Annotated in this window: 13 protein-coding genes and 1 pseudogene; 8 read left to right on the forward strand and 6 right to left on the reverse strand. The window is 71.6% G+C overall.

Going from position 1 to position 22,459, the window contains the following annotated elements:
- Nucleotides 1-181: 181 nt before the first annotated feature.
- The 3 genes from ACOZ38_RS31930 to ACOZ38_RS31940 form a co-directional block, all read right to left on the reverse strand.
- Nucleotides 182-1,204, reverse strand: a complete 1,023-nt coding sequence (locus tag ACOZ38_RS31930) for a hypothetical protein (RefSeq protein WP_424534786.1) — start codon at nucleotides 1,202-1,204, stop codon at nucleotides 182-184.
- Between the two features lie 95 nt (nucleotides 1,205-1,299).
- Entirely contained in the window at nucleotides 1,300-4,269 is a 2,970-nt protein-coding gene (locus tag ACOZ38_RS31935) for a bifunctional [glutamine synthetase] adenylyltransferase/[glutamine synthetase]-adenylyl-L-tyrosine phosphorylase (protein WP_424537122.1), read from the reverse strand.
- A 167-nt stretch (nucleotides 4,270-4,436) separates the two neighbouring features.
- Nucleotides 4,437-5,183 (reverse strand): type 1 glutamine amidotransferase, encoded by a 747-nt coding sequence (locus ACOZ38_RS31940; RefSeq protein WP_424534787.1) that lies wholly within the window; start codon nucleotides 5,181-5,183, stop codon nucleotides 4,437-4,439.
- A gap of 130 nt (nucleotides 5,184-5,313) precedes the next feature.
- Between ACOZ38_RS31940 and ACOZ38_RS31945 the strand changes: the two genes are divergently transcribed.
- The 4 genes and pseudogenes from ACOZ38_RS31945 to ACOZ38_RS31960 form a co-directional block, all read left to right on the forward strand.
- A complete protein-coding gene (locus ACOZ38_RS31945) occupies nucleotides 5,314-6,060 on the forward strand; it encodes a hypothetical protein (RefSeq protein ID WP_424534788.1) in 747 nt (248 codons plus the stop codon).
- Nucleotides 6,061-6,069: 9 nt separating this feature from the next.
- On the forward strand, nucleotides 6,070-8,148 hold the full coding sequence (locus ACOZ38_RS31950; RefSeq protein ID WP_424534789.1) for an SPFH domain-containing protein: 2,079 nt from the start codon (nucleotides 6,070-6,072) through the stop codon (nucleotides 8,146-8,148).
- 7 nt (nucleotides 8,149-8,155) lie between these two features.
- A complete protein-coding gene (locus tag ACOZ38_RS31955) occupies nucleotides 8,156-13,129 on the forward strand; it encodes a DNA repair ATPase (protein WP_424534790.1) in 4,974 nt (1,657 codons plus the stop codon).
- Between the two features lie 35 nt (nucleotides 13,130-13,164).
- Nucleotides 13,165-13,675 (forward strand): annotated as a pseudogene (locus ACOZ38_RS31960) (ISL3 family transposase); the annotation flags it as partial.
- A 184-nt stretch (nucleotides 13,676-13,859) separates the two neighbouring features.
- On the opposite strand, the gene ACOZ38_RS31965 reads toward ACOZ38_RS31960, so the two are convergent.
- Genes ACOZ38_RS31965 through ACOZ38_RS31975 form a run of 3 tightly spaced genes read right to left on the reverse strand, consistent with a single transcriptional unit; the run spans nucleotide 13,860 to nucleotide 15,762 of the window.
- Nucleotides 13,860-14,255, reverse strand: a complete 396-nt coding sequence (locus tag ACOZ38_RS31965; protein ID WP_424534791.1) for an RloB family protein — start codon at nucleotides 14,253-14,255, stop codon at nucleotides 13,860-13,862.
- Between the two features lie 44 nt (nucleotides 14,256-14,299).
- Nucleotides 14,300-14,527 carry a hypothetical protein gene (locus ACOZ38_RS31970; RefSeq protein WP_424534792.1) on the reverse strand — a complete coding sequence of 76 codons (228 nt, stop codon included), beginning with the start codon at nucleotides 14,525-14,527 and terminating at the stop codon, nucleotides 14,300-14,302.
- Nucleotides 14,527-15,762: an AAA family ATPase gene (locus ACOZ38_RS31975; RefSeq protein WP_424534793.1), complete on the reverse strand. Its 1,236-nt coding sequence runs from the start codon at nucleotides 15,760-15,762 to the stop codon at nucleotides 14,527-14,529. The genes ACOZ38_RS31970 and ACOZ38_RS31975 overlap by 1 nt, the downstream gene beginning before the upstream one ends.
- Nucleotides 15,763-16,443: 681 nt before the next feature.
- On the opposite strand from ACOZ38_RS31975, the gene ACOZ38_RS31980 reads away from it, so the two are divergent.
- The 4 genes from ACOZ38_RS31980 to ACOZ38_RS31995 are packed head-to-tail and all read left to right on the forward strand — an operon-like array spanning nucleotide 16,444 to nucleotide 22,438.
- Nucleotides 16,444-17,100, forward strand: coding sequence for a nucleotide exchange factor GrpE (locus tag ACOZ38_RS31980; protein WP_424534794.1), 657 nt, complete (start codon nucleotides 16,444-16,446; stop codon nucleotides 17,098-17,100).
- A 3-nt stretch (nucleotides 17,101-17,103) separates the two neighbouring features.
- Complete coding sequence (locus ACOZ38_RS31985) at nucleotides 17,104-18,687, forward strand: Hsp70 family protein (RefSeq protein WP_424534795.1); 1,584 nt, start codon at nucleotides 17,104-17,106, stop codon at nucleotides 18,685-18,687.
- A gap of 12 nt (nucleotides 18,688-18,699) precedes the next feature.
- Complete coding sequence (locus tag ACOZ38_RS31990) at nucleotides 18,700-21,261, forward strand: hypothetical protein (protein WP_424534796.1); 2,562 nt, start codon at nucleotides 18,700-18,702, stop codon at nucleotides 21,259-21,261.
- A gap of 4 nt (nucleotides 21,262-21,265) precedes the next feature.
- Nucleotides 21,266-22,438, forward strand: a complete 1,173-nt coding sequence (locus ACOZ38_RS31995) for a TRAFAC clade GTPase domain-containing protein (protein WP_424534797.1) — start codon at nucleotides 21,266-21,268, stop codon at nucleotides 22,436-22,438.
- Nucleotides 22,439-22,459 lie beyond the last annotated feature (21 nt).

Here is a 22,459-nt window from a genome sequence, read left to right on the forward strand (position 1 = left end):
AAGCCCCCCATGGCCATGGCCCCCCAACCATCCCGAGGAATGAGTTACGGGTCTCCTACCCCTCTGACCTGGGACATCCCGGGGCACGAATGCCAAGCCTGGCACCTAATTCCGCATTTATCGGCAACTCTACATATGTCACTATATGAAGTCATTTGTCGTGGTTTGGGGGGTATTGCGGTTACTTCGTGGTCTCGCCGGCGCGTACCCGGATCCCGGTGAGACGGCGGAAGATGTCCCACCAGAAGGGGGCGCCGAACAGCAGGGCGAAGAAGGTGATCAGGAAGCCGGGCCAGTGGCCGGGACTCACCATGCGGTGGAGCCACTCCCCGCCGTTCCAGGTCCATTTGGGGCTGCCGCTGTCGGGGATCCGCACCGAAACCGGGGCGTTGCCCACGATCTGGACGAAGGCCGGGGCCGACAGCACCTCGGTCACGCAGGCGTACGGGTCGGCGGGATGGTCGGGGCACTTGTCCCGCAGGCCCGACAGCGACTGCACTCCTCCGTCGGCCGTGGCGGCCACCTGTGCCCTGATGGCGTTGTCGGTGAGGATCGCCCTGCCGTACTCCAGCGAGTCCATGCTGAACACCAGGGTGAGCACCAGGCCGAGGGCGGCGATGACCCAGCGGACGTAGCGGCGGTACAGCATGGTGAGCCGCTGCATCTCGCCGTCGAACCACTCCTCCACGCCCTTGCGGAACGCGTCCAGGTTCTCGTGGGCGGTGTCCCACACGCTCTTCAGCGGCCCGTACAACGGGCTGCCGTCCGCCTCCAGCTTGGCCAGCAGGGCTGGCACGCCGCCCTCGCTGGTGACGATCTCCATCATCGCCACCGCGAACCGCCCGGGCGGGATCGAGGCGATGCTCGTCTTCCCGTCCTTGTTGTGGTCGATCTCGCGGAGCCGCTCGTACAGCCGGCCGGACCACGTGGTGGCCGTGCTCCGCATCGGAGCGGGAAGCGGGCTGAACTCCGGCCGCGCGTCCTTGCTGAAGGGCAGCCGCGCGAAGACCTCGCCGACCGTGCTCGGGATCCACGACCTCTTGCCGCGCGCCCCGTCGAGCGTGTCGGCGAGGTAGGCCCACAGGAACTTGCTGCGGATGCCGAGCAGCCGTACGAGACCCTCGTTCACGCCGCTCACGAGCAGGGAGAACAGCAGGAACGCCAGCACGAGGCCGATGGCGAGGTCGATGTAGACAGAGTTCAAGGAGATCACCCGGGGGGTAGAGGGACCTTCCACGACGGTGGCCGCGATGATCTGACGTCGCCGGGGATGGATCGGTTGTCATGACCGGCCCCGCGTCAGCCGCCGTAGAACACGCGCTCGGCGACCGCCCGGGCGCGGCGGGTGGTCCTGAGGTAGTCCTCGACGAAGTCCTCGGCGCCGTCCGGGGCGTAGCCGAGGGCACGCGAGATCAGCGCCCGCTCGCGCACGTCGGCGGGGATGCTGTCACCGGCCCGGCCGCGCACCAGCATGATGGCGTCGCGGATCTGGGAGGCGAACCGCCAGGCCTCGGCGAGCACCTCCTCGTCGGTCGCGGCCAGCAGCCCGGCCCCGACGGCGGCGCGCAGGGCCTCCAGCGTGCGGGTGGTGCGCAGCTCGGGCACGTCGAACGCGTGCCTGAGCTGGATCAGCTGCGCCAGCCACTCGACGTCCGACAGCCCGCCCCTGCCGAGCTTGGTGTGCAGCAGGGGGTCGGCGCCCCTGGGCAGCCGCTCGGCCTCCATGCGGGCCTTCAGCCTGCGGATCTCGCGGACGGCGGAGTCGCTGATGCCGTCCGGCGGGTACCGCAGAGGCTCGATGAGGGCCGTGAACTCGGCCCCGAGCTCGGGATCGCCCGCAGAGAAGCGGGCGCGGAGCAGGGCCTGCGACTCCCACGGCGACGACCAGCGGCGGTAGTACGCCGCGTACGACGACAGGGTGCGGACCAGGGGGCCCTGACGGCCCTCCGGCCGCAGGTCGGGGTCGATCTGCAGCGGCGGGTCCGGTGCGGCCCTGGCCAGCAGGCGGCGCATCTCGTTGGCCACCGCGTGCGCCGCGTCGGTCGCGACCTTCTCGTCCGCGCCCGGAAGCGGCGAGTGGACGAACATCACATCGGCGTCGCTGCCGTACGAGGACTCGTACCCGCCGAGGCGCCCCATGGCGATCACCGCGAAGCGGGTGGGGAAGTCGCCGCGCCGCTCCAGTGAGATCTTGTGGATCGCCGCGTCCAGGGCGGCCTGGATGGTGACGTCGTTGAGCTCGGAGACGGCCTGGCCGACCTCCTCGATGTCGATGCGGCCGACCAGCCCGGCCACGGCCGTGCGGAACAGCTCGCGGCGGCGGAGCGCGCGGACGGAGGCGACGGCGGTCTCCGCGTCGTGGGAGTGGCGCTCCACGGACGCGCCCGCCTCGGCGGCGAGCGAGGCCTTCGGGCGGACGGCCGGCTCGCCGTCGGAGCCGAGCATGGCGACGGCCTCGGGGGCGTTGAGCAGCAGCCCGGTGGCGTAGCGGCTGGTGCCGAGGAGCCTCGCCATGCGCTCGGCGACCGCGGTCTCGTCGCGGAGCAGGCGGAGGTACCAGGGGGTGGCGCCGAGCTTGTCGCTGACCTGCCGGAACCCCAGCAGGCCGGCGTCGGGGTCGGGCGCGTCGGCGAACCAGCCGAGCATGACGGGCAGCAGGGTGCGCTGGATCGCCGCCCGTCGCGAGACGCCGCTGGTCAGCGCGGCGATGTGCCGGAGCGCGCCGTCGGGGTCCGCGTACCCGAGGGCCGACAGCCGCGCGGAGGCGGCGGCCGTGGACAGCCGGGCCTCCTCTCCGGGCAGCCGGGCGACGGCCTGGAGCAGCGGGCGGTAGAACAGCTTCTCGTGCAGCCGCCGCGCCTCCATGGCGTGCCGCTTCCAGCGGGTGGTGAACTCCCCCACCGGGTCGACGATCATGCCGAGGCCACGGCCGATGCGGCGCAGGTCGGTGACGTTCTCCGGCACGACGTGCGTGCGGCGCAGGCGGTGGAGCTGGAGCAGGTGCTCGACCTGCCGCAGGAAGCTGTACGCCTCGGCGAGGGCCTTCGCGTCGTCCCTGCCGACGTAGCCGCCTCGCGAGAGGGCGGCCAGCGCGGGCAGGGTGGCGCGGCGGCGCAGGAGGCCGTCGGAGCGGCCGTGCACGAGCTGGAGGAGCTGGACGGCGAACTCGATGTCGCGCAGGCCGCCGGGGCCGAGCTTGATCTGCCGGTCGGCCTCGCTGGCGCGGACGTTCGCCTCGACCTTGCGCCGCATCGCCTGGACGTCCTCGACGAAGTGGTCCCTGGCGGCGGCGTGCCAGACCAGCTCGTTGACCGCGGCGACGTACTCCTCGCCGAGCTCCATGTCCCCGGCGACGGGGCGCGCCTTGAGCAGCGCCTGGAACTCCCAGGTCTTGGCCCAGCGGCGGTAGTAGGTGAGGTGGCTGGCCAGGCTGCGTACGAGCGGGCCGGCCTTGCCCTCGGGGCGCAGCGCCGCGTCGACCTCCCACAGGGCGCCCTCGGGGGTGCTGGTGGAGCAGGCCCGCATCATGCCCTGGGCGAGCCGCGTCGCCGCCTGGAGCGCCTTGGTCTCGTCGACGCCGTCCCTGGGCTCGGCGACGAAGATCACATCGACGTCGCTGATGTAGTTCAGCTCGCGGGCGCCGCACTTGCCCATGCCGATCACCGCGAGCCGTACGTCCGAGCTCTCGGGATGGTCGGAGCGGGCGATGGCGAGACCCGCCTCCAGCGCGGCGGCGGCGAGGTCGGACAGCTCGGCGGTGACCTGGGAGAGCGAGGCCTGGCCGGTGATGTCGCGCGCGGCGAGGTGCAGCAACCGGCCGCGGTAGGCCACGCGCAGGGCCGACATCGTGTCGGTGCCGCCGTGCGGGGCGTGCGGCTCGGCCTCGGACGGGTCGGCGCCGACGGCCTCGAGGAGCTCGGACCGCATGTCGCGCTCGGGCATGCGCTGGACCGCCTGCTCGCCCGAAAGCAGCCTCCAGTGCTCGGGGTGCCGCACGACGTGCTCGCCGAGCGCGGCGGACAGGCCGAAGACGCCGAGCAGGCGGGTTCGGAGCCCGGGATCGGCGCGCAGCGCGCCGAGGACGCTCGGGTCGCGCTCGGCCAGGCGGTTGAGCGAGGTGAGCGCGAGGTCGGGGTCGGCGGCGCTGACGAGCGCCGCGAGCAGGTCGAGATCGCCCACCGCCTCGGGCCCGAGCTCGTCGAGAAGCCGCTCGGCCTGGGCTCCGTCGGCGAAGCCCAGCCTGGCCAGGCGCCCGGCCGTCGTCTGCATACGGGACTCGGCGTTCACAATGCCCAAAGTAGCCGGTCACTCACGGCCGCGTCGTTAGTGGTTCCGCGCCGTAATCGCCCGGTCACCGGGAATAGAAAGGGGTGTCCGGCCCCGGCGCGACGGCAAATAACAACAAAGCGGTCATTGTTCATTGGCGATCCGGCGTGTCACCCCTCGGCCATCGCGCGGTCGCCCGCGACGACGGCGGCGAAGGCCTCCGCGAGGGGACGCCAGGTGCGCACCAGCTCGTCGTGCGCGGCGAGCACCGAGGCGTCCAGGCCGTCCACGTCGAACCCGCCCTCGCGCAGCTCACCGGCGTTCGGGCCGGTCCAGGACAGGAAGATCTCGGGCGTCGCCTCCGGGTGGAACTGCACCGCCCACGCCGAGGAGCCGAGGCGGTAGGCCTGGTTGGGGTACTGCTCCGCCGTCGCCAGCGGCACCGCGCCGGGCGGCAGGGCCGTCATGGCGTCCTGGTGGTACTGCACCGAGCGGACCGTGGGCGGGAGCCGGGCGAACAGCGGGTCGTCCTCGGCGGCGGGCAGGAGCGACACCGGCCGGAGGCCGACCTCCAGGCCCTCCGTGCCCCGCTCCACCTCTCCCCCGCAGGCCAGGGTCATCAGCTGGGCGCCAAGGCAGATGCCGAGGGTGGGCAGCCCCGCGTCCACCGAGTTCCTGATGAGCTCGCGCGTGGCGGGCAGCCAGGGATATCCCTCGTCGTCCCAGGCGGAGGCCGCGCCGCCGAGCACGATGAGGCCGTCCACCCGGCCGCCGTCGCCGGTGCGGAGACCCGGGATCTCCCCGTCCAGGTACGGCCGGGCGACCGCACAGGTCATCCCGGCGTCCGCCAGCCACGCGGCGAGGAACCCTGGGCCGGCCTCGGCCTCGTGCTCGATGATCAGAATTCGGTGTCCCATGTGTCAATTATGGGTGTCCGAAACGTCCGGTTCCACCGAACTTCCGCTTAGTCCTTAAAAATAGGAACTTTCCCGCTATACAGTCGTTTATCGGTTCGGGGGAACCGGTTACCAGGGGGCTAGCACATCGATGGGGGAGTTCGTCGACACGGCACTGAGTTTTCCCGCCGTCATCTTCAGTTTCTTACTGGTAGTGGTCGTCGGATACTGGGCGCTCGTGTTGCTGGGTGGGGCCGGCCTCGACGTCCTGGACGCGGACGACGCCACGGGCGCGGGCCACGACATCGGGCCGCTCGGCGTCCTCGGGCTGGGCGGGGTGCCCGCGACCGTGGCGTTCTCGCTGCTGATCGCCTTCGCGTGGTTCATCAGCCTGGCCGGTACGGCCCTGGTCGGCTCCCCGTCGGGGGGCACGCGCGCCGCCCTGCTCGCCGTGGCGCTCGCCTGGGCGTGGGTGGTCACCCGCCTGCTGGTGCTGCCTCTGCGCCGCGTCTTCGCGGTTCACCGGGCGCCGTCCCGCAACGACTTCGTGGGCAGGATCTGCGTCATCCGCACGGGACGGGTGGGAGCCGACTTCGGCCAGGCCGAGGCCAGGGCGTCCGACGGCTCGTCCGCCGTCATCCAGGTCAGGCAGTTGCAGTGGCCGGGCCACGCGCTCCGGGACGGGCTCGGCGTCGAGCCCGCCTCCCGGGGCGGGAACGGGCCCGAGCCTTCGGCCGCGCGCGACCCGAGTGCCCACCCCGGCGACAGCCGCGGGAGGCGCGAGGGAGTGCTGCGCGCGGGCGACACCGCTCTGATCTTCGACTACGACGCGGACGGCGAGTTCTTCTGGGTCACGCCCTACGACGCCGAACTCGACCCCGACGCACCGACCAAGTAAGGGACCCCATTGGACGTCATCTCCACCGGCTTCGGCGTGCTCCTGGCCGTCGTCCTCGTCATCGTCATCGCCACGCTCATAGTGATCACCCGTCTGTTCCGCAAGATCGAGCAGGGCAAGGCGCTGATCATCTCCAAGGTCAAGTCGGTCGACGTGACGTTCACGGGAGCGGTGGTGCTGCCCGTCCTCCACAAGGCCGAGATCATGGACATCTCGGTGAAGACCATCGAGATCGAACGGTCCGGCCAGGAAGGCCTGATCTGCCGGGACAACATCCGCGCCGACATCCGCATCACGTTCTTCGTCCGCGTCAACAAGACCGTGGAGGACGTGGTGAAGGTGGCCCAGGCCATCGGCACCGCACGCGCCAGCGACCAGGGAACGCTCCAGGAACTGTTCAGCGCGAAGTTCTCCGAGGCGCTGAAGACCGTCGGCAAGCAACTGGACTTCGTCGACCTCTACACCAAGCGCGACGAGTTCCGGGACCAGATCATCCAGGTCATCGGCACCGACCTGAACGGCTACAGCCTTGAGGACGCCGCGATCGACCTCCTTGAGCAGACGCCCATGTCGCAGCTCGACCCGGCGAACATCCTCGACGCCCAGGGCATCCGCAAGATCACCGAGCTCACCTCCATCGAGCACGTACGCACGAACGAGTTCCAGCGCCACGAGGAGAAGGAGATCACCCGCCAGAACGTGGACGCGCGGGAGGCGATTCTGGAGCTTGAGCGCCGGCAGGCCGACGCGGAGATCAAGCAGAAGCGCGAGGTCGAGACCATGCGGGCCCGCGAGGAGGCCGAGATCTCCCGGGTGCGCGCCGAGGAGCGGTTGAAGGCCGAGACCGCCCACATGCGCACCGCCGAGCAGCTCGGCGTCCAGGAGGAGAACAAGGCGAGGGAGGTCGCGGTCGCCGAGAAGAACCGCGAGCGGGTCATCGCGATCGAGACCGAACGGATCGAGAAGGACCGCCAGCTGGAGGTCATCGCCCGCGAGCGGGAGACGCAGCTTTCCACGATCTCCAAGGACAAGGAGCTGGAGACCGAGAAGCGCACCATGGCGGAGATCATCCGCGAGCGCATCGCGGTGGAGAGGACCGTGGCCGAGCAGGAGGAGATCATCAAGCGCCTACGCGCCGTCGAGGAGGCCGAGCGGCTGCGCCAGACCCTGGTGATCCAGGCCGAGGCCGAGGCGCAGGAGGGCCTGGTCAAGGACATCAAGGCCGCGGAGGCCGCCGAGGCGGCGGCCGGGCACAAGGCACGTGAGCAGCTCGTGCTGGCCGAGGCGCGCCAGCAGGCCGCCGAGTTCGACGCGCGGGCGAAGATCCGCCTGGCCGAGGGGATCCAGGCGGAGGCGGCCGCGACCGGCCTGGCCGACGTGCAGGTGCGCGAGCGGGGCGCCGAGGCCATCGAGAAGGTCGGCCGCGCCGAGGCCGCCGTGGAGCGGGAGAAGACCCTCGTGGCCGCCACCGCCGTGGGCGAGAGGCTGAAGGCCGAGGCCGAGGGCCTCACGGAGAAGGCCGCGGCCATGGCCGCGCTGGACGACGCCAGCCGCTCCCACGAGGAGTACCGCCTGCGGCTGGAGGCCGAGAAGGACCTGCGGCTCGCCGGGTTCGACGCCCAGCGCTCCATCGCCGAGTCGCAGGCCGTCGTGCTGGCGGCAGGGCTGGAGAAGGCCGACATCAGCATCGTGGGCGGCGACGGCATGTTCTTCGACCGGCTCATGAACTCCATCGCGCTCGGCAAGAGCGTGGACGGCTTCGTCGAGCACTCGGAGGTGGCCAAGAAGCTGGCCGGGCCGTGGCTGGACGGGTCGTCGAGCTTCCCCGAGGACATCACCCGGCTGCTCGGCTCGATCAGCTCGTCCGATGTGAAGAACCTGACGATCTCGGCGCTGCTCATGCGGCTCATCAAGGCTGGAGGGCCCGACTCCGGGCAGCTCACCAAGCTGCTGGACACGGCGCGGCGCCTCGGCGTCGCGGACGCGCCCGTCTCGGCGCTCGGCGCCCCGCACCCGGTCAACGGCTCCGCCGCGATCCCCGCGGGCGCGGCAGGCAACGCCGCGGACACCGTCGGCGCCGACCACTGACGCCCTCATGACCGATCTTCCCCAGGGCACGTACGACGTGCTGCGAGCGCGGCTGTCCGAGCAGGCCGCCGAGCTCGCCAGGCGGGCCGAGGCGCTCAACGCCGAGCGCCTCGCGGTCTTCGGCAGCGCCGAGCTGCGCCTCATCGGCACCGAGCGGATCCGCACGGAGAACAACTGCGTGCCCCGCGACATCGTGTCGGCGGGCGGGCTGATGCTGTTCGGCTACAACGTCTTCATCGGGCTGAAGCCGGAGACGGCCGTGGACGACGTCTTCTCCCTGCACCGGTTCGTGCGCGAGGGCGAGTCGTTCCGCTTCGAGGACGTGCGCGGCGGCGAGCTCCCCGGCCTGCTGCGCGACCCCCGCTTCGAGCGCGACTTCGGCGAGCTGTACCGGTACTACAGGGAGACCCGCCTGCTGCAGCTCCGGCAGGCCGAAGGCAAGCTGCTCGCGGTGTTCCAGACGGGCCCGCGCACGCAGGACGTGCGGGTGCTGCGGTGGAACGCCGCCCCCGACGGCACGGTCTCCTACGTCGACGACCGGGGCGAGCGCGACCACGTGTTCCCGCCGTCGCACGACTTCGAGTGGACCGAGACGACGCGCGACGACCACGTGCCCGGCCGGCACCCGCACATCTCCATCGGCGGCGAGGTGTTCGTCGAGACCGTCGGCGGCGACCTGACCATCAAGATCGAGAACAACACCGAGACCGGCGAGGGCATCTACCGCGAGCCGGTCGACGAACCGCTGCAGAGCCTGGCGGACGCCGAGATTCACCACGCCAGGATCGGTCCGCTGATCCTGCTGCGCGTCAGGCCGTACAAGGAGACAGAGGCTCGGCACCTGGTGTTCAACACCAGGACCAGGACCGTCGTGCGGCTCGACGGCATCGGGCAGGCCTGCCGCCGCCTCCCGGAGGACCAGGGGATCATCTTCCCCGGCGGCTACCACCTCGCCACGGGCGTCACCAAGACCTTCGACACCGACGTCGCGGACCTGGAGTACGAGCGGGTGGTGCGCTCGACCAACGGCGAGGACGTGCTGTACGTCTTCCACGCCCGCACCGAGGGCCGGACGCTGCTGCTGCCGTACAACGTGATCCGCAAGCAGGTGGCGAGCCCGATCACCTGCCACGGATACTCGCTGTTCGACGACGGCACGCTGGTGGTGTTCCGCGAGCTGTCCAAGGAGCCGACCAGGGTCCATCCGATGCAGGTCTGGCAGACGCCGTACCTGTCCGACACCTACGCGGCCGCGCAGCCCACCGGCACGGGGCCGCTGGAGCGGGTCGGCAACGGCGACCTCGTGCGCGGCATCTCGGACGCGCTGTCGGTGGGCCGGATGGCCGAGGAGATGAGCCCCTCCACGGCCGTGTTCGAGGCCCTGATCGCCGCCTGCGAGCGGATGTCCGACCACTACCACTGGCTCGGCGACGACCGGCTCGGCGACCTGCGCACCCCGCTGGCGGCCGTACGGGCGGCCGCCGAGCAGGTGCTCGACGAGTTCGAGAAGGTCCAGGCGCTCACCGGCCAGGCGACCGCCACGCTGGACGAGGCCGCGTCGCGCATCGCCTCGATGGTGCGGCGCCTGCACGGCGAGGCCCCGGCCACGGCCGGCGAGTGGGTGACCAGGCTGGCCGAGCTGCGCAGGGCCCAGGGCAACCTCATGACCGTACGGGAGCTGCGCTTCGCCGACGTCGCCCGGGTGGACGAGCTGGCCGCCGGGCTCGCGACCGAGCTCGACGGGGCCGCCCAGCGGGCGGTCGCGTTCCTCTCCGGCGAGGACGCCTTCGGCGGCTTCCACGAGCAGGTGAACCGGCTGGCCGAGGACGCCGCGACCGTGGCGACCGTGGCGGAGGCCGAGCCGGTCGGCGCGCGGCTCACCGAGCAGGCCGAGGGCCTGGAGATCGTCACCGAGGTCGTCGGTAGCCTCGACATCGCCGACGCCACGACCCGCACGGCGATCCTGGAGCGGATCGGCGAGGTGCTGGGCGGGGTGAACCGCGCGAGGGCCATCCTCGGCGCCCGCAGGGGCGAGCTGCTCGCCGTCGAGGGCCGCGCCCAGTTCGCGGCGGAGTTCTCGCTGCTCGGGCAGGCCGTCACCGGCGCCCTCGCCATGGCGGACAGCCCCGAGCGGTGCGACGAGCAGCTCGGGAGGCTGCTGCTCCAGCTGGAGAACCTGGAGTCCCGGTTCGGCGAGTTCGAGGACTTCCTGGCCCGGCTGACCTCCAAGCGGGAGGACGTCTACGAGGCGTTCTCCTTCCGCAAGCAGGCGCTGCTGGACGAGCGGGCGCGCAGGACCGACCGCCTGGCCGACTCGGCGGAGCGGATCCTCTCCGGTGTGCGGCGCCGGGCCGCGAGCCTGGGATCGCTCGACGACGTCAACACCTACTTCGCCTCCGACCCGATGGTGGCGAAGCTGCGCGGCGTGTCGGACGAGCTGCGCTCGCTCGGCGACCAGGTGCGCGCCGAGGAACTGGCGGGGCGGATCAAGGCCGCCCGGCAGGAGGCGGGCCGGGCACTGCGCGACCGCCGGGACCTCTACGGCGACGGGGGCGACACCATACGGCTCGGCGAGCACCGCTTCGCCGTCAGCACCCAGCCGTTCGACCTCACGCTCGTCCCCCACGACGGCCGGATGGCGTTCACCGTGACGGGGACCGACTACCGCTCCCCCGTACGGGACGAGGCGTTCGCCGCGACCAGGCCGTTCTGGGAGCAGTCGCTGGTCTCGGAGTCGCCCGAGGTCTACCGGTCCGAGCACCTGGCCGCGTGGATCCTCTCCGCGGCCGAGCAGGGCCGCGAGGGGCTGTCGCTCGAAGCGCTGCACGCGGCGGCGGTCACCGACGGCGCCCTGCTCAGGGTGGTGCGCGGGGTGGCCGAGGCCCGTTACGACGAGGGCTACGAGCGCGGGGTGCACGACCACGACGCCGCGGCGATCCTCGAAGCCCTGTTGCGGCTGTACGCGGGCGGCGCCCTGCTGCGCTACCCGCCCGCGGAGCGCGCGGCGGCCCAGCTGTTCTGGGCGTTCGGCGCGGGCGAGGCGGCGAGGGCCAAGTGGTCGACGCGGGCCGCCTCGCTGGCCAGGGCGCGCGCGACCTTCGGCCGCCTGAGCGGGGCGATCGGGGAGCTGTGCGCGGAGCTGTCGGCCGCCATGACCGGTTTCCTGGACGGCGCGGGCGGCGCCGGCGGCGGGGCCGACGCCGGCCTGGCCGCCGAGTACCTCTTCGAGGAGCTGTCCGGCACGCCGTCCGGCTTCGTCACGGGCGCCGGCGCCCGGGCCCTGCTCACGAGGTTCCGCGAGGCGCTCGGCGGTCCCGGGTCCGCCTCGTACAAGGAGTTCGAGGAGGACCTGCGCGCGCTGGGCGACGACCTGGCCGCCCGGCACCAGCTAGTCGAGGCGTGGCTGGGCTCGCTCCTCGCCGGGGCGACGGCGGACGGAGAGGCCACGGGCGGTGCGGGCGGGACTGTGGACGACCTTCCGGAGGCGGTGGCGATCGAGCTGTGCGGCGCCGCGCTCCCCCGCCACGACTCCTCCGCCGCCCTGTCCGCCACCGTCGAAGGCCTGCTCGGCACCCATCCGCGCATCGTGGAACGGCGCCTGCGGCTGCGCCTCGACGAGGTGACCGCCCGCACCCGGCGCTTCCGCGACGAGCGCGTCCCGGCCTTCCGCGCCTACCAGCGGCGGCGCGACGAGCTGGTGTCAGCGGAGCGGCGCCGGCTGCGGCTGGAAGAGTACAAGCCCAAGGTGATGAGCGCGTTCGTGCGCAACCGGCTGCTGGACGAGGTCTACCTGCCGCTGATCGGCGGCAACCTGGCGAAGCAGCTCGGCACCGTCGGCGACGGCAGGCGCACCGACCAGATGGGGCTCCTGCTGCTGATCTCGCCGCCCGGATACGGCAAGACGACGCTGATGGAGTACGTGGCGAGCAGGCTCGGGCTGGTCTTCGTGAAGGTCAACGGCCCCTCGCTCGGGCACGCCGTCACCTCGCTCGACCCGGCCGAGGCGCCGGACGCGACCGCCAGGCAGGAGGTGGAGAAGATCTCCTTCGCGCTGGAGATGGGCAGCAACGTGCTGCTCTACCTGGACGACATCCAGCACACCTCGCCCGAGCTGCTGCAGAGGTTCATCTCCCTGTGCGACGCCCAGCGGCGGATGGAGGGCGTCTGGGACGGCGGCACCCGCACGTACGACCTGCGCGGCAAGCGGTTCGCGGTGTGCATGGCGGGCAACCCGTACACCGAGTCCGGCAGGCGGTTCCGCGTCCCTGACATGCTCGCCAACCGCGCGGACGTGTGGAACCTGGGCGACGTCCTGTCGGGCCGCGAAGACCTGTTCGCGCTGAGCTACATCGAGAACGCGCTGACCTCGAACCCCGTGCTCGCGCCGCTGTCGACCAGGGAGAGCGGTGACGTGGAGCTGCTGGTGCGGCTCGCCAGGGGCGACCGGTCCGTACGGCCCGACCGGCTCGCCCACCCGTACTCCCCCGTGGAGCTCGACCAGATCGTGGCCGTGCTGCGCGGGCTGCTGCGCGTCCAGGAGGTCGTGCTGGCGGTCAACCAGGCCTACATCGCCTCGGCCGCGCAGTCGGACGCGTCGCGCACCGAGCCGCCGTTCCAGCTCCAGGGCTCCTACCGCGACATGAACAAGCTGGCCGAGCGCGTGCTGCCCGTGACCGACGACGCGGAGCTCGCGGCGCTGATCGACGACCACTACGCGGGCGAGGCGCAGACCCTCACCGGCGGAGCCGAGGCCAACCTGCTCAAGCTCGCCGAGCTCCGCGGCACGATGACCGCGGAGCAGGCGGGGCGCTGGGCCGAGGTGAAGGCGGGCTACCTTCGGGCGCGCGCCCTCGGGGGCCAGGAGGACGATCCGATGAGCAGGGCCGTCGGCGCCGTCGGCCTGCTCGCCGACCGGGTCGGCGCGGTGGAGTCGGCCATCAACCGCGCCACGCACCAACTAGCCTCCGACGGCACCACCTGAACCCACCTGCGGAAGGACCTCAGACGAGGTGGCCGCTGACGTGGCCAGAACGGCTCGAGGAGCTCGGATTGGAGGCCGTCGGGCAGCGGCTGGAGCCGGGCCGGGCGGTGATCGAGTGCCGCGTCGCGGAGCCCGACCCAGATCCGTGGTGCCGCAAGTGCGGCGCGGAGGGGGTGCTGCGGGGCACCGTGGCGCGCCGTCTCGCGCACGAGCCGTTCGGGCACCGGCCCACGGTCCTGCTGGTCCGGGTGCGCCGCTACCGGTGCGGCGGGTGCGCCCGGACCTGGCGGCAGGACACCGCGAAGGCCGCGCCGCTGAAGGCGAAGCTGTCGCGCGGCGGGTTGCGGTGGGCGCTGGAGAGCATCGTCATCGACCACCTCACCATCGCCCGCGTCGCGGCCGGGCTCGGGGTGTCGTGGCACACCGCCAACAGCGCGGTCCTGGCCGAGGGGCAGCGGGTGCTCATCGGCGACCCTGGCCGGTTCAACGGCGTGCGGGTGATCGGGGTCGACGAGCACGTCTGGCGTCACACCAGGCTCGGCGACCCCTGGAAGGAGACCACCCGGGCCCGTGGACCCCGCCACCCGACGCGACAGTCGGGCCGCGAGCATGGACACCCGCGAGAACAAGGTCGGGTGTGGTCGCTACGCGACCAGAGCCCACTCATGAAAGATCGAGGCTAGGCGCGGTGCGGAATCCGCAGGCTCGAAGATGTGGGGGAACGTCACTCTCAGTACGCTATGACGCCCATGCCCTCATCCACAAAGCGGTACACGTCGGTGTAGGGATCCCTGCTGGGCAACTTCTGGTGCTGGGGGTGCTGCCCGTTCATCTCAAGCGCACGTTTCCTGGCGGTCTCGAACCCGCCCTCGATCTGCTCGGGTACGACGTATTTGATGCCGCCCGGTACCTGGTGGTAGTCGCGGGGTAACCTCTGTTCGACATTGCCACAGACGCCACTGAATGTGCCGCTGACGGATTTGAGATGCAACAATCGCCAGACCTCGAAGCATGGGTTGGAGAATGCGATCTCCACCCCGTGTTTCTCCGCCTCCCGCAGCAGGCTGGTGAGCTGATTTCGATCCCGCCCGTCATGATCGAAGATGCACCAGACCTGTGTCTGCAATGACGGTGGCAGCCCCGCTTTGCTGTCCTCTCGTCTCTTTTCCTTCAGCAGCGCGATGGCCTGCCTACAAGATCGACGGGGTGCCGGTCAGATCCACTCTTCCCCTCATTCGCGATACGGACGTTGGCAGGCACCTTCACCAGCGCCTTGACCGCCTCGATGTACTCGGGCTCAGTGACCTCGCCCTCGGTGTAGACGAAGACCGTGCGCCGGCGGCGGTTTCCCTTCTGAGCCGGGAGTAGGACGTCCTTGCCCTTCGCTCGCTTGGCCATCAGCGCTGACCCGCCTCCCGCACGGCCGCCATTCGCCGGGCGATCTGGCCCTCCAGCAGGTCCGGCACCGCGCCGAACGCTCCCGCCAAGTACGAAACCGTCAGGTTCTCCTCCTCGCCGGGCCCCGCCTCCGTCACTGCGTACAGCTTCGTGGCGCCGCCCTCGTCCTTCTCGGTCAGCCAGACCTGCTCCGGCGCCAGCAGGCGCTCGCCACTCGGGCTGCTCAGCACGGTAGCGTCGTGCGAGGTGAAGATGAGCTGCGCGCCCGCCGGGTTGGCATCCGGGTCGGCGAAGATACGGATGATCTCGGCCGCCATCCGAGAGTGCAGACTGGCGTCCAGCTCATCGATCAGCAGTACCGCGCCCTCGTCCAGAGCGAGCAGTATCGGACCCAGCAGTGCGAACCAGGACCGGGTCCCGAACGACTCGTGCTGCCAGTCGAAGGCGACTTCTCCCCCACCGGCCGACCGATGCAGCAGCCGGACCGCGGGCGACCGCCCTGCCTCCCCTCGCTCGACCTCGGCACCGGTAATGCCCAGGTCGGCGATCCGCAGCAACTCCCGGATGCGGGGCCCCTGCTCACCCTCCAACCGCTCGGCCGTGAAACTTTCCCGGTCCTCCCTCTCTCCCTCCGGACCGATGAACCGCAGATTGCTCCGGAACCACTGGAATAGCGCGGAGAGCTGTGGATGGTTGTCCGTACCGGCCGTGGAAAGCAGCAGCGCGTCGGGCCGCGTCCGGCGGGCGAGTTGGCCGCGGTCCCGGACCCGGTTCCCGGGCCAGCGGTAGGGCTCGTGCCGGGACGCGTCCCGGTCCAGCCACTCCTGACGGCGACCCCGAGGATAGCTGTGCACCCACTCGGACTCGACCCGCTCCGCCCCCAACTCGAACCCGTACGTCCAACGCACACCATCGAGGATGACGTCGACCTCGAAGAAGGAAGGTTCGTCAGCGCACTTGGGGTCCAGCTCGAAGACATGGCGCGGGATGCGCTGGAACGCGGCCCAACGCGCGTAGGAGTAGACCACGGCATCCCGCATGTCGCTCAGAGCGGCGAGGACATTGGACTTCCCCGAAGCGTTGGCGCCGAAGACACCGATCAGGGGATGTACCCCTAAGGTGCCGTCCGTCAGTTCCACCTTGCGGGCGCCGGGCGCCTCCGGGGACGCGACAAAGGTCAGCTCCTGCTCATCCCTCAGGGAACGCACATTCGCGACCCGGAATCTCAGCAGCATGCCGTCCACCTCACGCGACAAAGCGTAGCCGCAGGCAGAATCTTCCGCGCCCTCACTGCGAGCCTGTCGTGAGGTCCCTGACACCGTCCGTACGGCGACGCCAGATGTGCCGACGCTACGGCGCATCCTTCTTGTAGCGATAAGGGATGAGCTCCGGGTCGCGAGCGTAAGCAGGAAGGCCGGTTAGCGTGCTACGAGATCAATGCTAGATCGGAACATATGAGCATTTGAGCGGGTAGTGCGTCAATGGTGCCGCGGATCGCCATCGCCCGAGGGTCGAAGCCACCGGAGGCTCCGGCCTGGCGTCGGGCGGCTCACCCTTCACGTACTCCATGTCGCGGAAGCGACCATCCCGAGATCCGGACGTGCGCCTTGCCGCTTACCTCGGAGACGGCTTCGACTCGACCCTCATTGTCCTGCTCGCGACGCATGGAGAAGATATGTGACTCATGGGACGCATGTGATGCATGGGATGCACCGCCTTTACGCCGAGAATTTTGGACGCCCGCCGCGTGAGGCCTTGTATACGGTCACGCCGACCGGCCCCGAAAGGTGCTCTGAATACCAACCAATCATGACATACGACTCACTAGTGGACATCTAAATCTCTCCCGGGCAGGGTCTTTGATGGCTAGAGTTGCAGACGTCAGAAATTCGCAAGTTTCCGGCACTAGGAGATAGATGGCCCCTCCCCCTAAAGAGCCACGCGAGCCTGTCTCCGGGGAAGGTCCACCTTCCACTCTCCCGGACGATCCCGGTCTTCCCGACGCCGCCAAGGAGCTCGCGCGTCAGGCCGAGGAGCTCACCCGGCAGCTGGCGGCGCTCACGGAGACGGTCAGGCGCGAGCACGAGCGGGCGGCCCACCGGGAGCAGGTCATCGACCGGCTGCACGCCGAGAACCAGCAGTTGCGGCACGGGCTCCTCCAGGAGGCGCTGACCCCGGTGAGGGCGGGCCTCTACCGGCTCTACGACACGCTCGTGCGCGAGGGCACCCGCTGGCAGGGACCGAATTCCCCCTCTCCCGAGCTGGCGGGCCCGCTACTGTCGGCGCTGGCCGACGAAGTGGCCGAGGTGCTCGGCCGTACGGGCGCGGAGCTCCTCACCGTGGAGCCCGGCGACGCGTACGACCCGGCCCTCCACCGCCCGGCCCGTACGGCCGAGGTGGGCTCCGGCGCGGACGGGACGGTCGTGGAGGTGCTGGTCGAGGGCTTCGCGATGGGCGACCGGGTGCTGCGCAAGGCGTCGGTGGTCGTCGGGCGGGCCGGCACGGACACCGGGGGCACAGAGGACGGCAGTGACGGCAGTACGGACGGCGGCACGAACAAGGAGAGCGAGTAGGCGATGGCTGTTTACGGGATCGACCTGGGTACGACGTATTCCTGCATCGCCTCTGTCGATGACGTCGGGCGGCCGACGGTGCTGCGCAATCTCGAAGGCACCGACACCACTCCGTCGGTGGTGTTCTTCGAGTCCCCCGACAACGTCGTGGTGGGCGCCACGGCCAAGGACAGCGCCGTGCTCGAACCCGATCTCGTGGTCAGCCGCATAAAGCGAGATATGGGGCACGATGTGCCGCGGGTCAGGCATGACCGGCCGTACACGCCGGAGGAGATCTCCGCGTTCATCCTGCGCAAGCTCGCCGACGACGCCCAGACCGCCACCGGCGAGCCCGTCGAGGACGTCGTGGTCACCGTGCCCGCCTACTTCGGCGCGGCCGAGCGCGACGCCACGCGCAAGGCCGGCCACATCGCCGGGCTCAACGTCATCGACATCGTCTCCGAGCCCATCGCGGCGGCGATCACCTACGGCGTGCTCAACCCCGACCAGGACCACACGATCCTGGTGTACGACCTCGGCGGCGGCACCTTCGACACCACGGTGATCACGCTGCACGGCGGGAACATCGAGGTGGTCTGCACCGACGGCGACCACGAGCTGGGCGGCGCCGACTGGGACGACCGGCTGGTCGAGCACCTGGCCGACCGGTTCGAGGCCGAGCACCCCGACGCGGGGAGCCCCCTGCTCGACAAGCAGTCCGAGCAGCAGCTCCGCCGGGACGCCGAGGATCTCAAGAAGACCCTCTCCACGCGCACCCAGCACACCGTCCGCGTCGTGCACGAGGGCAGGGTGGCCAAGGTCGAGCTGACCCGCGAGGCGTTCACCGAGCTCACCCGCGACCTGCTCGACCGCACGGTGGAGATCACCCGGCGCACCATGGAGACCGCCGCGGTCAAGGGCGTGCAGGCGTACGACCACCTGGTGCTGGTGGGCGGGTCCACCAAGATGCCGGCGGTGACCGAGGTCCTGCAGAAGGAGTTCCAGCTCACCCCCCGCCTCCAGGACCCCGACCTCGCGGTGGCCAAGGGCGCGGCCCTGTACGCCTTTGAGGAGACCTACCGGCGGCTGCTGCTGTCCGGCGAGACCGCGCGGGCCGAGGACATGGCCGCGCGGGCCGGCCTGTCGGCCGACCAGCAGGAGCAGATCGCCGGGCGCACCATCAAGACCGTCGCCTCCCGGGCCTTCGGCATCGTCGTCACCAACAAGGAGACCCGGCGGCGCAGCGTCGAGCATCTGGTCCACGCCAACGACCCGCTCCCGGCCGCGGTGACGCAGGAGTTCTACACCATCGACCAGGGCCAGACCGGCGTCACCGTCGAGGTCATGGAGCAGGCGGGGCAGGCCGAGTCCGACGAGCCCGACGACAACGGCCTGATCGCCGAGGGGGTCCTGAAGATCCCGCCGGGCAAGCCGTCCGGGTGGCCGATCGAGGTGACGTTCGCGCTCGACACCTCCGGCCTGCTGCAGGTGACCTCCCGCGAGCGCGAGACGGGCGAGGAGCTGGAGCTGCGCATCCAGATCGGCGGCATGTCCGAGGAGGAGGTGGCCGAGTCGCGGGCCGCCCTGTCCCGCGTCCAGGTCAGCTAGCCGGGCGGCCGCATGGCCTTCGACGAGCAGCGGTACACCCGCGAGGTGCTGGAGCCCGCGCGCGAGGCGGGCGGGCTCCCGCCCGAGGATCTTCGCGTCCGCTACCAGCTGCGCGAGGCGATGACCGCGACCGAGGTGGCGGAGACCGTCAAGCTGGTGCGCCAGTGCTGGCGGCGCGCCCGGGGCATGCTCAAGTACAAGCGGCTGGCCGACCGGCTGGAGGCCGACCACGCCCGGTTCGCCCCGATCTTCTCGGCCGCCGCCGAGGGCGACCTCTCGCCGCTCCGCGCGGCGCTGGGCGACTCGGAGCGCAGGGCGGCGCGCAGGCTGGCCGACGCCCGTAGCCGCATCGACGACGCGGCGGGCCGGCTGCGCATGCTGTCCCCCGCGCTCCTCGCGACGATCGCCCGGTCGAGCGGCGTCGGCCACGAGGAGGCCGTGCGCCTGGCAGCCGAGCGGTCCATCGAGGTCCGCGAGCCCGACGCACTCCCCGAGGCCGCGCCGTACCCCGGGTACGGCAAGGCGCGCGAGGCGCTCGACACCCTCGGGCTGAGCCATCTGGGCCGTTTCGTCTTCGGCGACCGGTGCGCGGACATGAGGGTGCTCGACGGCTTCTCCGTGCCGGGCGCGGGGCCGGTGGAGGACGCCATCGGGGAGGTCGAGCGGCGGTGGGCCTCCCGCACCAGGGGGCCGTGGACGATCAGCGCCGACACGGTGCTGGCCGCCCTGCGCAACTCCCCCGACCCGTCCGTCCTGATCCGGTACGACATCGTCTCCCGCCTGCGCGAGCGAATCCGCGAGCACCCCTACGACGACACGCTGCTGCGGCACGCGACCACCGAGCTCGACCTGGCCCCCGGCGACGCCCGCAGGCTGATCTTCGCCGTGCGCGGGGAGGGCGGCGTGGCCAGCGGCGCGTCGGCGCGGCTGCGCGAGCTGGTCGACGCCGGCGAGATCCACGCGGCGGCCGACTTCGCCGACGCGCTCGGCCCCGGCGCGCTCACCGGCGAGGCGGCCGAGCTCGCCACCGAGGTCAGGGCCAGGCTGGCGCGGGCCGTGCAGCTTCGGGACCGCGCGCGGGCCGCCCTGGACCCCGACGACGCGTGGCTCGCACTGCGTGACGCGCTCCAGCGGGTGCCCGACCTGCCCGGCGCGGCGGAGCTGCTCGTACGGCTGGCGCCCCACCCGGCGCGGGCCGTGCGGGCGAACCTCCACGACGAGGGGGTGAGCCTGGTGTGGCAGCCCTCGCCCTCGCGGGCCGGCCGCGTCGTGTACGAGGTGCACAGGAACGGCGTGCCGCTGGAGACGACCGAGCGGCCGTCCGCGCGCGACGAGCGTCCCCCGGTCAACACGCCGGTCACCTACTCGGTGGTGGCGCGCCGGGACGAGGCCGCGTCGATGCCCGCGGCGGCGGCCCCGGTCATCGTGCGGCCCGAGCCGCGCGACGTCCGGGTGACGGCGGGCGACGGCGTGGTGTCCGGCCGGTGGTCCCTGCCCCCCGAGGCCGCGCGGGTGGTGGTGACCCGTGACGGGCGGGCGCTGGCCTGCGACGACACCGGCTTCCGCGACAGGGACGTGGTCAACGGCACGAGCCACACCTATGTCGTCTCGGCGGCCTACCCTGGCCCGGACGGCGAGGTGGTCACCCCCGGCGTGCGGCACACCGTGACCCCGCGCGGACGCCCCCGGCCGGTGAGCGAGTTCACCCTCCGCCGCGACCCCACCGCCCCCGGCACGCTGCTCGTACGGTACGAGGAGCCGCCGGACGGCACCCTGGAGATCGTCGCGCTGGACTCGGCGCCGCCGTGGCCGGTGGGCACCACGCTCTCGCTCGCCGAGCTGCGCGCCGCGAGCCGGGCGATCCCGGCCTTCCCTACCCGGGAAGGCCAGGCGATCCGCCCGGGAGGCAGCCCCGGCGTGCTGCTCGCGGTCACGGTGGCCGGCGAGCTGGCCACGGTCGGCGCGCACGCCGACCACGTCAACCTGGCGCCCCCGACCCGCCTCACCGCGCAGCGACGCGGCGTCACGGTCTACGTCGGCTTCGTCTGGCCGCCGGACGTGCCCGAGGTGGAGGTGCGCTGGAACGGGCACAGCATGATCGTCAACTCCGCCGCATACAGCGCGCAGGGCGGCGTCCGGCTGGAGGTCCCCGAGGGGGAGCCCGTCACCGTCGAGGTGGCGCCCACGTCGCTGATCCACGGCGAGCGCCTGCGCGGCCCCGCCGTGAGCCTGCGGCTGGCCGGGCACGTCCCCGTCCACTACGACCTCAGCCAGCAGGGCCCGGCGTGGCGGCGCTCGCTGGTGGTCGACGTGCGCGCCGACCGGCCCGTACGCCTCCACCGCCTCGTCCTGGTGCTCAAGCCCGGCCTCGTCCAGCCCAAGTCGGCCGACGACGGGGTCCTGCTGGACGAATGGACCGACCTGGACGTGCCCGCCCGCCTGACCGTCCCCGCGCCGCGGCAGGCCAAGCCGTACTGGCTGCGCTGCTTCGCCGAGTCTGACGGCGGGGCCCAGGGGGCGGGGAGCGACGTGGCCCTGATCGACCCGCCGGTCCGGCGGATGAAGGTGGGATGAGCCCTTGGAGATCACCTGCCCGTTCTGCTTCGCCCGGCTCGACCGCAACCGCATCGCGTTCCGCTGCGCGGGCAGGGCCGGGCGCGGCGGCGGCTGTGACGCGCGGCTGGACGAGACCCTGGCCGAGTACCTCGGCTCCCCCGCCGCCGCGTCCCTGCCCCCGGTCTTCTCGGTGCGCAGGCCAGGGCGCCGGGCCGACTGCCCCGACTGCGGGCGCTCCACCGGGTGGCGGGCGTGCCCCGAGTGCCACAACCGGCTGCCCGCCGAGTACTGCGCGCACCCCGGCAGGATCGTCGCGCTGGTCGGGGCCAAGGGGTCGGGCAAGAGCACCTACATCGCGGTGCTGCTGCACGAGCTGACCAACCGGGTCGGGGCCGAGCTGGACGCCTCGCTGGTGGCCTGCGACGACCGCACGATCGCCCGCTACAAGCAGGACTTCGCCCGTCCCCTCTACGGCGAGCAGCGGCTGCTCAGCACCACGCGTCCCGCCGCGACCGAGCCGCGCGACCCGCTGGTGTACCTGCTCACCCGCACGGTGCCCGGGCGGCTGCGCACCAGGACGATGTCGCTGACCCTGGTGCTGTTCGACACCGCGGGCGAGGACCTTCGGAGCCGCGAGTCCACCGAGACGCACCTGCGCTACCTCAACGCGGCGGACGCGATCATCTTCCTGGTCGACCCGATGGAGCTGCCGGGGGCCAAGGCCTCGCTGAGCGGCCCGGCCCAGGCCGGGAGCGGGGTCAACGCGGGCGACCCCGACAGCGACCCGATCAACGTCATCAGCCGGGTGACCGAGCTGCTGCGCGACCGCGCCGGTTCGGGGCGGCTGAAGGTACCCGTCGCGGTGGCACTCAGCAAGATCGACGCGCTGCAGGAGGGCATGGACGCGCAGTCGGCCCTGCACCGGGCGCGCACCCCCTCGGGCACGCTCGACCTGGACGACAGGGAGGCGGTCCACGAGCAGGTCAGGGCCCTGCTGGACGAGTGGCAGGCGGGTATGGTCGACCGCTACCTGCGTCAGCACTTCACCGACTTCGCGCTGTTCGGGCTCTCGGCCCTGGGCGGGGTCCCCGGGCGCGACGCGGTGGGCCCCGGAGGCATCCGCCCCTACCGCGTCGAGGATCCCCTGCTGTGGCTCCTGTACAGATTCGGCATGCTCACCGGAGCCCGCAGATGACCCCCACCTGCGGTTTCCGGT

Source organism: Sphaerisporangium viridialbum (assembly GCF_049674955.1).
Taxonomy (GTDB): domain Bacteria; phylum Actinomycetota; class Actinomycetes; order Streptosporangiales; family Streptosporangiaceae; genus Sphaerisporangium; species Sphaerisporangium viridialbum.

Bases quoted from the DNA above. Each gene is read 5' to 3' on its own strand.
- ACOZ38_RS31935 (WP_424537122.1), bottom strand. From the start codon at position 4,269: ATGCAGACGACGGCCGGGCGCCTGGCCAGGCTGGGCTTCGCCGACGGA.
- ACOZ38_RS31940 (WP_424534787.1), bottom strand. From the start codon at position 5,183: ATGGGACACCGAATTCTGATCATCGAGCACGAGGCCGAGGCCGGCCCA.
- ACOZ38_RS31945 (WP_424534788.1), top strand. From the start codon at position 5,314: ATGGGGGAGTTCGTCGACACGGCACTGAGTTTTCCCGCCGTCATCTTC.
- ACOZ38_RS31955 (WP_424534790.1), top strand. From the start codon at position 8,156: ATGACCGATCTTCCCCAGGGCACGTACGACGTGCTGCGAGCGCGGCTG.
- ACOZ38_RS31970 (WP_424534792.1), bottom strand. From the start codon at position 14,527: ATGGCCAAGCGAGCGAAGGGCAAGGACGTCCTACTCCCGGCTCAGAAG.
- ACOZ38_RS31975 (WP_424534793.1), bottom strand. From the start codon at position 15,762: ATGCTGCTGAGATTCCGGGTCGCGAATGTGCGTTCCCTGAGGGATGAG.
- ACOZ38_RS31980 (WP_424534794.1), top strand. From the start codon at position 16,444: ATGGCCCCTCCCCCTAAAGAGCCACGCGAGCCTGTCTCCGGGGAAGGT.
- ACOZ38_RS31985 (WP_424534795.1), top strand. From the start codon at position 17,104: ATGGCTGTTTACGGGATCGACCTGGGTACGACGTATTCCTGCATCGCC.
- ACOZ38_RS31990 (WP_424534796.1), top strand. From the start codon at position 18,700: ATGGCCTTCGACGAGCAGCGGTACACCCGCGAGGTGCTGGAGCCCGCG.